Source organism: Pseudomonas sp. A214, from assembly GCF_900156295.1.
In the GTDB taxonomy this organism is placed as follows: Bacteria; Pseudomonadota; Gammaproteobacteria; order Pseudomonadales; family Pseudomonadaceae; genus Aquipseudomonas; species Aquipseudomonas rhizophila.
This window is the reverse complement of record NZ_LT707062.1, coordinates 1,605,447-1,618,122: the sequence shown is the minus strand read 5'-3', so window position 1 is coordinate 1,618,122 and position 12,676 is coordinate 1,605,447. Positions and strand designations below refer to the sequence as shown.

General features: G+C 61.5%; 10 protein-coding genes and 1 pseudogene. 5 read left to right on the top strand and 6 right to left on the bottom strand.

Features of this window, described 5'->3' with window-relative positions:
• Positions 1-77 precede the first annotated feature (77 nt).
• Positions 78-668: a hypothetical protein gene (locus tag BW979_RS07350; RefSeq protein ID WP_076383516.1), complete on the bottom strand. Its 591-nt coding sequence runs from the start codon at positions 666-668 to the stop codon at positions 78-80.
• Positions 669-1,030: 362 nt separating this feature from the next.
• On the opposite strand from BW979_RS07350, the gene katG reads away from it, so the two are divergent.
• The 3 genes and pseudogenes from katG to BW979_RS28075 all read left to right on the top strand — a co-directional run bounded on the left by katG (position 1,031) and on the right by BW979_RS28075 (position 5,583).
• Positions 1,031-3,295 carry a catalase/peroxidase HPI gene (gene katG / locus BW979_RS07345; protein WP_076383515.1) on the top strand — a complete coding sequence of 755 codons (2,265 nt, stop codon included), beginning with the start codon at positions 1,031-1,033 and terminating at the stop codon, positions 3,293-3,295.
• Between the two features lie 365 nt (positions 3,296-3,660).
• Positions 3,661-4,677, top strand: a pseudogene (locus BW979_RS28080) (methyl-accepting chemotaxis protein); the annotation flags it as partial.
• Between the two features lie 42 nt (positions 4,678-4,719).
• A complete protein-coding gene (locus tag BW979_RS28075) occupies positions 4,720-5,583 on the top strand; it encodes a methyl-accepting chemotaxis protein (RefSeq protein ID WP_442962056.1) in 864 nt (287 codons plus the stop codon).
• Between the two features lie 150 nt (positions 5,584-5,733).
• On the opposite strand, the gene BW979_RS07335 is transcribed toward BW979_RS28075, so the two are convergent.
• From BW979_RS07335 to BW979_RS07320, 4 genes are all read right to left on the bottom strand, one after another.
• The gene (locus BW979_RS07335) at positions 5,734-6,102 is read right to left on the bottom strand and encodes a glyoxalase superfamily protein (RefSeq protein WP_047230238.1); all 369 of its coding nucleotides are present in this window, start codon (positions 6,100-6,102) and stop codon (positions 5,734-5,736) included.
• Positions 6,103-6,238: 136 nt separating this feature from the next.
• The gene (locus BW979_RS07330; RefSeq protein WP_076383513.1) at positions 6,239-7,711 is read right to left on the bottom strand and encodes an N-acyl-D-amino-acid deacylase family protein; all 1,473 of its coding nucleotides are present in this window, start codon (positions 7,709-7,711) and stop codon (positions 6,239-6,241) included.
• A gap of 1 nt (position 7,712) precedes the next feature.
• Positions 7,713-8,573, bottom strand: a complete 861-nt coding sequence (locus tag BW979_RS07325; RefSeq protein WP_047230240.1) for a MurR/RpiR family transcriptional regulator — start codon at positions 8,571-8,573, stop codon at positions 7,713-7,715.
• Positions 8,574-8,600: 27 nt separating this feature from the next.
• Positions 8,601-9,950: a GntT/GntP/DsdX family permease gene (locus BW979_RS07320; RefSeq protein ID WP_047230241.1), complete on the bottom strand. Its 1,350-nt coding sequence runs from the start codon at positions 9,948-9,950 to the stop codon at positions 8,601-8,603.
• 345 nt (positions 9,951-10,295) lie between these two features.
• Between BW979_RS07320 and BW979_RS07315 the strand changes: the two genes are divergently transcribed.
• Both BW979_RS07315 and BW979_RS07310 read left to right on the top strand, forming a co-directional pair.
• The gene (locus BW979_RS07315; protein ID WP_076383512.1) at positions 10,296-11,741 is read left to right on the top strand and encodes a SulP family inorganic anion transporter; all 1,446 of its coding nucleotides are present in this window, start codon (positions 10,296-10,298) and stop codon (positions 11,739-11,741) included.
• 129 nt (positions 11,742-11,870) lie between these two features.
• A complete protein-coding gene (locus tag BW979_RS07310) occupies positions 11,871-12,080 on the top strand; it encodes a DUF2788 domain-containing protein (protein ID WP_047230243.1) in 210 nt (69 codons plus the stop codon).
• Here the strand turns inward: BW979_RS07310 and BW979_RS07305 are convergent.
• Positions 12,075-12,641, bottom strand: a complete 567-nt coding sequence (locus BW979_RS07305; RefSeq protein WP_160893474.1) for a pseudouridine synthase — start codon at positions 12,639-12,641, stop codon at positions 12,075-12,077. The two genes, BW979_RS07310 and BW979_RS07305, sit on opposite strands and share 6 nt — an antisense overlap.
• Between the last annotated feature and the right edge of the window lie 35 nt (positions 12,642-12,676).

The window sequence follows — 12,676 nt, the reverse complement described above, 5'->3', positions numbered from 1 at the left end:
GCAACCCCAACAGAAATCAATAACTATCCACCTACTCTCATAAATTTCGCACATATAACCTTCAGTGAGTCCCTCGATCAAAGATCAAGACTCCTCACCTCATTCCCCAACCGCACCGGCGCCTCCCCAGTAATCTCGTGCAGCAGTGCGGTGACGGTCTCTCCCTCGATCGCCCCCTGCTCCTGCAAAAGGTCCGCCACCGCGCGGACGGCAAACCAGTAACGATGCACAAGGCAACTGCTACGGGCGATGGCTCGGGATTCGGCGTCGAGCAACAGGCGTGGGGGCAGCAGGCTGATCAGTTCATGCCCGCGGACGAGGTCTGCGCGGCCACTGCTTCGGAACAGCCGGTCGGATTGGCGATGTCGGTAGATCGCTTCGGCCACAGGCCCTGAAAAGCAATGGATCAGGTCGCGTTCAATAAAGTCGACCATCGATGGCAAATATTCAGCAATTCCCCGGGCGGTGAAGGCCGGGCGCAGGACGAGGTAATCGGCCTCCACTAACCCTTCGGCGTATTGCGGGTGACCGAGCAGGTCGAACATCGGTCCCGCGCGGGCTTCAGCCCGGGTGCGTACGGTGACGCGTTTTATAGGCTGGCCGTTCCACCAAAAAGCCAAGGCGTGGCCGGCTTCGTGGATGGCCGTGCTGCGGGGGCGTTCGTTCATGGTCCGGTCCTCTCCCGTAACCAAGCGCTGGCCCTATCATCTGCCTCGACCGGCAAGCCGGGTAAAAGAATCTGCCTATTAACCATTAATACTGCGGCTATTAGCGATCTGCCACAGAAGGACTAGCCTTGATTCAGCGCCAGCGTAAGCTGGCCGGATCAGACCTGATAAGAGATACGAAAGCGTTCGAAACGTACTGGGCTTGCCGTGGGCCACGATGCGGTCAATCGACGTCGATTGCCGGAAGGCCGAACGATCAATGAGCGAACTGTGAGCCCTGCATCTACGTATTGATTTTCACCTGTCGCTATAGAGCCCGCTCGGGCTGGATAGCTGGATGAATACGACCAAGGTAGCTCCTCATGGCAAACGAATCGAAATGCCCGTTCAATCATGCTGCGGGTGGTGGCACCACAAACCGTGACTGGTGGCCCAACCAGCTGAATCTGAAAATCCTGCACCAACACTCCCCGCTGTCCGACCCCATGGGCGAGGATTTCAACTACGCCGAAGCATTCAAAAGCCTGGATTTCCAGGCCCTGAAAAATGACCTGAATGCGTTGATGACCGACTCCCAGGACTGGTGGCCGGCGGACTTCGGGCACTACGGCCCGCTCTTTGTCCGTATGGCCTGGCACAGCGCCGGCACTTACCGCACCGGCGACGGGCGCGGTGGCGCAGGCTCCGGCCAACAGCGTTTTGCGCCCCTCAACAGCTGGCCGGACAACGTCAGCCTCGACAAGGCGCGCCGGCTGTTATGGCCGATCAAGCAGAAGTACGGTCGCAACATATCCTGGGCCGACCTGATCGTGCTCACCGGCAACGTCGCGCTGGAATCCATGGGCTTCAAGACCTTCGGCTTTTCCGGCGGTCGTCCCGACGTCTGGGAGCCGGATGAAGACGTCTACTGGGGTTCCGAAAACAAATGGTTGGGCGGCGACACCCGCTACGGCAAGCCGGATAAAGCCGCGATGCAAGATCCCGGCGAAGGACAACTGGTGGCCGAGCCGGGCAATGAAGAAAGCCGTACCGATCTGGGGCGCAATCTGGAGAACCCGCTGGCCGCCGTGCAGATGGGGCTGATCTACGTCAACCCGGAAGGCCCCGAGGGTCAACCGGACCCGGTCGCTGCGGGGCTGGATATCCGCGAAACCTTTGGCCGCATGGCGATGAACGATGAAGAGACCGTGGCCCTGATTGCCGGCGGCCATGCCTTTGGCAAGACCCACGGCGCAGGGCCTGCGGACAATGTCGGCGCCGAGCCTGAAGCCGCCGGCCTGGAACAACAGGGCCTGGGCTGGAAGAACGCATTCGGCACCGGCAAAGGCCCCGACACCATCACCAGTGGCCTGGAAGTGACCTGGACCACCACGCCCACCCGCTGGAGCAACAATTATCTGGAGAACCTGTTCGGGTTTGAGTGGGAGCTGACCAAGAGCCCGGCCGGTGCGCATCAGTGGACCCCAAAAAACGGTGCTGGCGCGGGCATCATTCCGGACGCCCATGATCCGTCCAAGCGTCGCAATCCAACCATGCTGACCACTGACCTGGCGCTGCGCTTCGACCCGATCTACGAGAAAATCTCACGGCGCTTCCTGGAGAACCCGGACCAATTGGCCGACGCCTTCGCCCGGGCCTGGTTCAAGCTGATCCACCGCGATATGGGCCCGCTCTCGCGCTACCTCGGCCCGGAACTGCCCAACGAAGAGCTGCTCTGGCAGGACCCTATCCCGGCAGTGGACCATGCCCTGGTCAACGACAGCGACATCGCATCCCTCAAAGGCAAACTGTTGGCCTCGGGCCTGTCGGTTTCACAACTGGTGTCCACCGCCTGGGCGGCCGCGTCCAGCTTCCGTGGCTCCGACAAGCGCGGCGGTGCCAACGGTGGCCGGCTGCGTCTGGCCCCGCAGAAAGATTGGCCGGCCAACCAGCCGGAACAATTGGCGCAGGTGCTGGCGACTCTCGAAAAAATCCGGGACGAGTTCAACGGGGCCCAGTCCGGTGGTAAAAAAATCTCCCTGGCGGACCTGATCGTGCTGGCTGGCAGCGCCGGCATTGAACAGGCGGCGAAGAATGCCGGGCTCAGCGTGACGGTGCCTTTCTCGCCGGGGCGTATGGACGCCAGCCAGGAGCAGACCGACGTCGAGTCGTTCGGCTTTCTTGAACCCATCGCCGATGGCTTTCGCAACTACCTCAAGGGCAGGTATCGCGTATCCGCCGAGGCACTGCTGATCGACAAGGCGCAACTGCTGACCCTCAGTGCACCGGAAATGACCGCACTGATCGGCGGCCTGCGTGTGCTCGATACCAATGTCGGCCAAACCCGGCATGGGGTTTTCACCCAACGGCCAGGTGCGTTGACCAACGACTTCTTCGTCAACCTGCTGGACATGGGCGTGGAATGGAAACCGCTCTCAGACGACCAGCAAACGTTCGAAGCCCGCGACCGCAAGACCGGTCAGGTCAAATGGACCGGCACTCGTGTCGATCTGGTCTTCGGCTCCAACGCCCAACTACGGGCCCTGGCCGAAGTGTATGCCAGCGCAGATGCGCAGGAGCAGTTCGTCAGCGACTTCATCGCTGCGTGGGTCAAGGTGATGAACCTGGATCGGTTTGATCTGAGGTGAGGTTGTCAGGCGCTGAGAGAAGCCCTCAATCTGATCCAGGTTGAGGGCTTCGTTCTCTGCTCATTGCTACCCGCCTCTCATGAACTTTTCTTCACCCCACGCGTTCGCGTGATTGGGTAAAGTCCCCTCGCTCATTCAAGAAACTAAGGTTTTAGCCCGCCCTCCCGCGGGCTTTTTTTTGCCTGGAATTCAGGATAACCCTGAGGCGCGCAGCAAGTTCTCCAGCGAATGCCTGACACTCCAAAAAAATCCTTTCAGATCCAGAGTCGGCAGCCGATACAGCCCTGTTACACGTTTTAGCTGGCTCAAAAACAACAATCTTCCAGCGTACCGACGATCAAGCAGCACAACGTTCCTGGAGGAATATGATGAATAGCTGGTTTGGCAACATTAGCGTCAACATGAAACTGGGCCTGGGCTTTGGCCTGGTGCTGGTACTGACCTGCGTCCTGGCACTGACCAGTTGGACCAGCCTGGGAGGGCTGATCGACCGCAGCAACTGGATGAGCGACATCACCAAGCTCAATGCCGGCTTGACCAAGCTTCGGGTCGTGCGCCTGCAATACATGCTCACCAATGGCGACGAGACCGCCGCACAGAATGTGCAAACCACCCTCGATAGTTTCGTTGCACAACAGAACGCGCTGCTGAGCAGCTTCAAGAGCCCGGAAAACGTCAAGCTGCTCAAGGAGCAGAGCGCGACGATCAGCGCCTATCAGGTGTCCCTGAACAAAATGCGCAACGCCTACCGCAGCGCCAACACCGCCCGCGACGCGATGACTGCCAACGCCGGGACCGCTTACCAGCTGATCGAGACGATCAATACCGACGTTCAGCAAATGCTCTCGAGCGACCAGCGCCTGGAACAGTACCAGGCCATCACCGAGGCCAAGCAGGCGTTCATGTTGGCCCGCTATGAAGTGCGCGGCTACACCGCCAACAGCAACCCCGAAAACGAACGCAAGGCCGTCGCCCAACTGGATGCCGCCCTCGCTTCGCTCCAACCGCTGAATGCGTATTTCGCCAGCACCCGGCAAGGTGAGCTGCGTCAGCTCGAAGCTGCCCTGACTCAATACCGCAGCTCCGTCCAGGCTTTCACCCAGGCCATTGCCGAGGCGGTGCAGGCCCGCAAGGAAATGACCGACCAGGGCACGACCATCGTCTCCCTGAGCGAACAGCTGTATCAGATCCAGCTCGACCGTCGCGATGCCGAAAGCGCCCAGGCCCGCACCCTGCAATTGGTCAGCACGTTGTTGGCGTTGCTGGTAGGCATCATCGCGGCGGTCATCATCACTCGCCAGATCACCCGACCGCTGCGCGAAACCCTGGCGGTGGTCGATCGCATCGCCAGTGGCGACCTCTCGCACAACCTCATCGTTACCCGTCGCGATGAGCTGGGCGTACTGCAACAGGGCATCGCACGCATGGGCGTGACCCTGCGCGATCTGATCAGCGGCATCCGTGATGGCGTGGCCCAGATCGCCAGTGCTGCCGAACAATTGTCCGCAATAACCGAGCAGACCAGCGCCGGCGTCAACAGCCAGAAAGTCGAGACCGATCAGGTGGCGACCGCCATGCACGAGATGACCGCCACGGTTCAGGAAGTTGCCCGCAACGCCGAAGAGGCATCCCAGGCAGCCGCCGCGGCAGACGGTGAAGCCCGTGCCGGCGACCAGGTGGTCAACGAAGCCATCGCCCAGATCGAGCGCCTGGCCAGTGAAGTGGAGCGCTCCACCGACGCCATGACCGTGCTGCAACAGGAAAGCGACAAGATCGGCAGTGTCATGGACGTGATCAAGGCCGTCGCCGAACAAACCAACCTGTTGGCCCTGAACGCGGCAATCGAAGCGGCGCGCGCCGGTGAAGCCGGTCGTGGCTTCGCGGTGGTTGCCGACGAAGTCCGTGGCCTGGCCCAGCGCACCCAAAAGTCCACCGAGGAAATCGAAGGCCTGGTGGCCGGTCTGCAGAACGGCACCCTACAAGTGGCCGCCGTGATGAACAACAGCCGCAGCCTCACCGACAGCAGCGTAGCCCTGACTCGCAAGGCCGGCGTCTCACTGGAAAACATCACCCGCACGGTGTCGAACATCCAGTCGATGAACCAGCAGATCGCCGCCGCCGCCGAAGAGCAAAGCGCCGTGGCCGAGGAGATCAGCCGCAGCATCATCAACGTACGCGACGTGTCCGAACAGACCGCCGCCGCCAGCGAAGAAACCGCAGCGTCCAGTGTTGAACTGGCACGTTTGGGTAATCAATTGCAAATGATGGTGAGTCACTTCCGGGTCTGATCATGACAAGCGCCCATTTCCCGGAAGAAATGGGCGCTTTGCGCAATGTCATTACAATCAGTCAAAAAGATCCATCACCTTGGCTCTTTCGTCACGTGGCGGCAGATCTAGTCCAACACCCCCGCTCGCCCATCAATGTGTCCAACCTCGTTACACACTAATCCCGTTGGTAAACACCAACCGATTGCCAAACGGATCCACCACCGTCATGTCCTGGCTACCCCACGGCATGGCCTGAATCTGAGGGCGGGCGAAGGGGTATTGCTTGGCCAGCAGTTGCGCCTGGAAAGCTTCCAGTTCATCCGTTTCGATGCGCAGTGCCGAGCCCGGGGTGCAGTCGCCATGGTGTTCGGACAGGTGCAGCACGCATCCGTCGCGAGAGACTTGCAGGTACAGCGGAAAATCGTCACCAAAGCGATGTTGCCAGTCGACGGTAAATCCCAGGAAGTCGACATAGAACGCCAATGCCTTGGTTTCATCGAAGATCCGCAGGATCGGGGTGGTTTTACCGAAGCTCATGGGTTGCTCCCTGGCTGAAAAGACCCAGTTTAGATGGGTTGAACTCATTGCTTCGGCTATATCAGCGGCTTCTTTAATATCGCAATGCCACCACTGAGAAGCAGATCACAAGGGCATTCCATTGTGTTTCCACCTCTCAAGCGCCGGGTGACGAACTGAATCCACGGCGTAGATCCCCTTCTCGCGCCAGAAACCGCCCGTGCCTGCGCCCATTCGCCCGGCCCTCGCGGTAGCTCAAGACGCCGTTGACCCAAACCCCATCGATACCGTCGGCGGCCCGTTGCGGCTCGTTGAAATCGGCGACATCCCTGATGGTATGAGGATCGAACAACACCAGATCCGCCCAATGCCCTTCCCGAATTTCCCCACGGTCCTTCAGGCCGAAGCGCGCCGCCGACAGGCCGGTCATTTTGTGCACGGCGGTGTGCAACGCAAACAGCCCGATGTCTCGGCTGAAATGCCCCAGCACCCGCGGGAAAGCCCCCCACAAGCGCGGATGCGGAAACGGATCCTCCGGCAAACCGTCGGAGCCGACCATGGACAACGGGTGGGCGAGGATTCGTCGTACGTCGCTTTCGTCCATGCCGTAGTACACCGCGCCGGCCGGTTGCAGGCGCCGCGCAGCATCCAGCAGCGGCACATTCCATTCGGCGGCGATGTCAGCCAGATCGCGCCCTCCCATGTGCGGATGAGGCGTCGACCAGGTGATGGTGATGCGATGGGCATCGGTCACCTGCTTGAGATCCAGAGTCGAGGAGCTGGCCGCATAGGGATAGCAATCACAACCGACCGGATGGGTTTTCGCCGCATTCTCCAGCGCCGCGAGCACCTGCGGACTGCGCCCCCAATTCCCGGCACCCGCACATTTGAGGTGGGAAATGATCACCGGGCTGCGAGCGTGACGGCCGATCTGGAACGCTTCGTCCATGGCCTCAAGCACCGGTTCGAATTCGCTGCGCAGATGGGTGGTGTAGACCGCACCGAATGCGCTCAGCTCTTGGGTCAGTTGCATGACTTCGTCGGTGGAGGCCGAAAATGCGTTGGCGTAGGCCAGGCCTGTGGATAACCCCAGTGCGCCGGCCTCCAGGCTTTCGCGCAGTTGCTGACGCATGGCGGCGATTTCTCTCACGCTGGCGGTGCGCAACAAATCATCCATGTGGTTGCTGCGCAGCGCCGTGTGCCCCACCAGCGCCGCCACGTTGACCGCCGGCGTGGCCGCCTCCACCGCCGAACGATAATCATCGAAACGCGGATAGACGAACGCTTGGGCGGTGCCGAGCAAATTCATCGGGTCCGGCGGCTCGCCCCGCAGGCTCACTGGTGAAGCACTGATGCCGCAATTGCCGACAATCACCGTGGTCACGCCCTGGCTGAGTTTGGGCAGCATCTGCGGTTGGCGAATGACCACCGTGTCGTCGTGGGTGTGCACATCGATGAACCCTGGAGCCAGCACCCGGCCGGCGGCGTCTATTTCTTCGATTGCCCGGGCATCGCGCAGCTCGGCGATGCGCTCGATGCGACCGGCACGGATCGCCACGTCGGCGCTGTAACCGGGGGTGTTGCTGCCATCGATGACCCGTGCGTTGCGGATAAGCGTGTCGTACAGCATCTCAGTCTCCCAGCGGCAAGTGATCGTCGCCGCCGCGGTAATCGTCCAGGGCGAGTTTGACTCGCCGCAGACGCTCTTGATTGTCTTCGGGGTGGGCCAGCGCAAGCTCGGTGGCGAGCACATCGATGGCCAGCAACATGCCGTAGCGCGCCGCCGTGGGCTTATAAATGAACGAGGTTTCCGCGCCTTGCAGCGGCAACACTACATCGGCCAGTCGGGCCAACGGTGAGTCGGCGCGGGTGATGGCCAGGATGGGCGCACCATAACTGCGCGCCAGTTCCACCGCGCCGAGCAGTTCCGGGGTGATGCCGGTGAGTGAACAGGCGATGACCAAATGCTCCTGGCTCAATGAGGTGGCGGTGATGCGCATCATCACCGGATCCCGGCAGGCGGCAATCGAGTAGCCGAAACGCACCAGCCGTACCTGCAACTCCTCGCCGCACAACGCCGACCAACCGCCGAGCCCGAACGCGTGAATCATCCGCGCCTTGCCGAGCATCCGCACCGCGTCGCTGAACCGAGACTCTTCGAATGCCGACAGGTGCTGACGCAGGGTCGTCTCGATATCGCCGACGATCTGCCCATAAAACGCCGACTGCTCGGGCGCGCCGGCGGGGTCGAGAAACCGGCTGCCGACGCCACTGGCCTGGGCCAGTTGCAGGCGCAAGTCCCGCAGGTCGCGGCAGCCAACGGTACGGGCAAACCGTGACAGCGTGGCGCTGCTCACTTCGGCCCGCTGGGCCAGTTCATCCAGGCTGGCCGAGGCGGCGAACCCTACGTCGTCGAGCATCAGCCGGGCGATTCTTCCTTCGCCGGCGCTGAAGGAATCCTGACGGGAGCGAATCTGGTAAAGGATGTCCATGACGGCACCTGTGTTGGAGCGCTGCGATTAAAGCAAGCGCGCAAGTCCTAGGGTCAGGCCGAACGCAACCAGGGAGATCAGCGTTTCGAGTACGGTCCAGGTCTTGAAAGTTTGAGTGACGGTCATATTGAAGTATTCCTTGATCAGCCAGAAGCCGCCGTCGTTGACGTGGGAAAAGATCACCGACCCGGCGCCGGTGGCCAGCACTAGCAGCTCGGGATGGGGATAGCCCAGACCGATCGCCACGGGGGCGACGATACCGGAGGCCGTGGTCATCGCCACCGTGGCCGAGCCGGTGGCGACACGCATCAGGGCGGCGAACAGCCAGCCCATGACCAGTGGCGATAATTGAAATTCCTGGGCCAGGCCGACGATTTGTTGAGTGACTCCGGCGTCCACCAGGATCCGGTTCAAACCACCGCCAGCGCCCACCAGCAACGTAATACTGGCCGTTGGCGCCAGGCATTCATTGGTGAACTTGAGGATCGACTCACGGTTGAAGCCCTGGGCCAGGCCCAGCGTCCAGAAGCTGAGAAGGGTCGCCAGCAGCAAGGCAATCACCGAGTTGCCGATGAACAGCAGGAACTGATTGAAGCCGCTGCCCGGCTCGGAGATCAGGTTGGCCCAACCGCCGATCAACATCAGCACCACCGGCAGCAGGATGGTCCCCAGGGTTATCCCGAAACCTGGCAGATTGGCGCGGGGCTCGCGGTCGAGGAATTGGCGCTCCAGCGGGTTATCGTCCGGCAGTTGGATGCGCGGCACGATGAACTTGGCATACACAGGGCCGGCAATGATCGCGGTAGGAATACCGATCAGGATCGCGTACAGCAAGGTTTGCCCCACCGAGGCCTGGAACGCCTGCACCGCCAGCATTGCCGCCGGGTGCGGCGGCACCAGGGCATGCACCACCGAGAGACCGGCGACCATCGGCAACCCCACCATCAGGATTGACACGCCCACGCGCCGGGCAATGGTGAACGCGATGGGCACCAGCAGCACGAAACCGACTTCGAAAAACAACGGCAGCCCCACCAGGAAGGCAATGCACACCATCGCCCAATGGGCGTTGCGCTCGCCGAAGCGCTCGATCAGCGTTTGCGCCATGCGCTCGGCCCCGCCGGACTCGGCCATCATCTTGCCGAGCATCGTGCCCAAGGCCACCACCAGCGCGATGTGCCCCAGGGTCTTGCCCACGCCCGCCTCATACGCCCCGACCACACTGGACGGCGGCATCCCGGCCAGCAGCGCCAGGCCAATGGACACCAGCGTAATGACAATGAACGGATTAAGCCGATATCGGGCGATCAAAACGATCAGCGCAATGATGGCGATGGCCGCGTAGACCAACAGCCAATAACCGAATGCAGGGGCCATGCGTTACTCCTCGAATGGGGTCACGTCGTTGTGTTTGTGAAACTCATAAATCATTTCGAGGATTAATCTTCAAACGCGCTGAAAGTAATTTTCGTACACAGACAAGAAATGTCGCTGACGGACATCGCTCACCACCTGCCATGTAAATTCAGCGCAGGATTTTCATCCCTGGCCGTCTCCCGTGGCGAGGAAGCGTGCGCCTTCCGGGCTGCGAAGCCGCCCCGCAATCATCCATACGACGACCAACCACTGGCCGCACCGCACTCAATTCCGTACCATCCCCACCCTGTTTTTGCACCACGCCCACGGCAGTCGACTCTCAGGCGCTGCCCCGCCAGGACAATCATGAAACCAGCACGTCTTCGCGCCGACGCCCTCGCCGGCCTCACCACTTCTTTTGCCTTGCTGCCCGAATGCATCGCGTTCGCCCTGGTGGCCCATCTCAACCCGTTGATGGGGTTGTATGGCGCTTTCATCATCTGCACGCTGACCGCGCTGTTCGGTGGGCGGCCAGGCATGGTGTCTGGCGCGGCGGGATCGATGGCCGTGGTGATTGTCGCGCTGGTGGTGCAACACGGCGTGCAATACCTGCTGGCCACTGTGCTGCTGGGCGGGTTGATCATGATGGCGTTCGGGCTGTTGCGGCTGGGCAAACTGGTGCGCATGGTGCCGCACCCGGTGATGCTCGGTTTCGTCAACGGCCTGGCGATCATCATCGCCCTGGCGCAACTGGAACACTTCAAGAGCGGCGAGACCTGGCTCAGTGGCGGCCCGTTGTACCTGATGATCGGCCTGGTGGCGCTGACCATGGCCATCGTCTACCTGTTGCCGCGCCTGACCCGCAGTGTTCCGCCGGCCCTGGTGGCGATCCTGGGGGTTGGCCTGGCGGTGTACTTTTTCGGGCTGCCGACCCGCACCCTGGGTGATATGGCGCATATCGCCGGCGGCCTGCCGGCTTTTGTCTGGCCGGACATTCCCTGGAACCTGGATACCTTGCGGATCATCGCGCCCTATGCGGTGGTGATGGCGATGGTCGGCCTGCTGGAAACCCTGCTGACCCTGAACCTGACCGACGAGATCACCGAGAGCCGCGGCTACCCGGACCGCGAGTGCGTAGCGTTGGGCGCGGCCAACATGGCCTCCGGACTGTTCGGCGGCATGGGCGGTTGCGCAATGATCGGCCAGACCGTGATCAACCTGAGTTCGGGCGGGCGCGGCCGGTTATCCGGCGTGGTGGCCGGGGTGATGGTTCTGCTGTTCGTGTTGTTTCTGTCGCCGTTGATCGAACGCATTCCGTTGGCCGCGCTGGTAGGCGTGATGTTCGTGGTGTCCCAGCAGACCTTTGCCTGGGCCTCGCTGCGGGTGATCAACAAAGTGCCCGTCAATGACGTGTTGGTGATCATCGCGGTGACGACCATCACGGTGTTCACCGATCTGGCGACCGCGGTGCTGTGCGGCATTATCATTGCGGCGCTCAACTTTGCCTGGCAACAGGCCCGGGAACTGTACGCCGATACGCATCTGGAAGCGGACGGCAGCAAGCTCTATCGCCTGCACGGCACCCTGTTCTTCGCCTCGACCACGCCGTTTCTCAACCAGTTCGACCCGGCCAACGATCCGTCCCAGGTGACCCTGGACTGCCGTCACTTGAGCTTTGTCGACTATTCGGCCATCGCGGCGCTCAAGACCCTGCGTGAACGCTATAGCAAGGCCGGCAAGCACCTGCGGGTGTTTCACTTGTCCGAACGCTGCAAACAGATGCTCAAGCGGGCCGGTGTCCACCACGACTGAAGAGAACACCGCTGCGTCAGCCCAGGCGATGAATAGCTGCGACACACCGTCGCAGCCCAATCCTTCGCCCTCTTTCCATGCCGTATACTCGCCCCGCCTTTTCAACCTCGCCCACGCCGGAGTGTTTCGATGGATCCTGTGGTTTTCGAAGAGTGGATGATGACTGGCCTTGTCAGCATCCTGATCATTTTCATGGGTTTCATCGTCTGGGATCTGGCGAAGAAGTCCAAGGCCGGGCGTTTTGGCTCGTTCATCCTGTTTTTTGTGCTGGGACTGGGCGTGGCGGCATTCGTCATCAAGAGCGTGGTGATCGGCCTGATCGAGACGGGCACCTTATAAACGCGCCGGCACTTCCTTCCACTGTCCCTGATCCAGCCCTTCAAGCGTCCAGTCACCGATCCTGACCCGCACCAGACGCAATGTCGGCAAGCCCACCGCGGCGGTCATGCGCCGTACCTGACGGTTGCGCCCTTCGCGAATCACCAGTTCCAGCCAACTGGTCGGCACGCTTTTACGAAAGCGCACCGGCGGGTTGCGCGGCCATAGCTGCGGCTCATCCAGTTGCCGCGCTTGTGCGGGCAAGGTCATGCCGTCGTTCAGTTCCACGCCAGCGCACAGTCGCTGTAATTGCTCGGCACTGGGCTCACCTTCTACTTGCACCCAATAGGTCTTGGCCAGTTTGTGTCGGGGGTCGGCGATGCGGGCCTGCAACTGCCCGTCGTTGGTGAGCAGCAGCAACCCTTCGCTGTCGCGATCCAGCCTCCCGGCGGGATAAATGCCGGGCACGTCGATAAAGTCCTTGAGCGTCGCCCGCCCTTGATCGTCACTGAACTGCGTCAGCACATCGAAGGGTTTGTTGAACAGGATCAGCCTCGGCTCGGCCGGCGGGGCCTTGGCCACACGGCGCGGGGCGGATGCGGGAGGTTTCGCGCCAG

Bases quoted from the DNA above. Each gene is read 5' to 3' on its own strand.
- BW979_RS07350 (WP_076383516.1), bottom strand. From the start codon at position 668: ATGAACGAACGCCCCCGCAGCACGGCCATCCACGAAGCCGGCCACGCC.
- katG (WP_076383515.1), top strand. From the start codon at position 1,031: ATGGCAAACGAATCGAAATGCCCGTTCAATCATGCTGCGGGTGGTGGC.
- BW979_RS28075 (WP_442962056.1), top strand. From the start codon at position 4,720: ATGGGCGTGACCCTGCGCGATCTGATCAGCGGCATCCGTGATGGCGTG.
- BW979_RS07335 (WP_047230238.1), bottom strand. From the start codon at position 6,102: ATGAGCTTCGGTAAAACCACCCCGATCCTGCGGATCTTCGATGAAACC.
- BW979_RS07330 (WP_076383513.1), bottom strand. From the start codon at position 7,711: ATGCTGTACGACACGCTTATCCGCAACGCACGGGTCATCGATGGCAGC.
- BW979_RS07325 (WP_047230240.1), bottom strand. From the start codon at position 8,573: ATGGACATCCTTTACCAGATTCGCTCCCGTCAGGATTCCTTCAGCGCC.
- BW979_RS07320 (WP_047230241.1), bottom strand. From the start codon at position 9,950: ATGGCCCCTGCATTCGGTTATTGGCTGTTGGTCTACGCGGCCATCGCC.
- BW979_RS07315 (WP_076383512.1), top strand. From the start codon at position 10,296: ATGAAACCAGCACGTCTTCGCGCCGACGCCCTCGCCGGCCTCACCACT.
- BW979_RS07310 (WP_047230243.1), top strand. From the start codon at position 11,871: ATGGATCCTGTGGTTTTCGAAGAGTGGATGATGACTGGCCTTGTCAGC.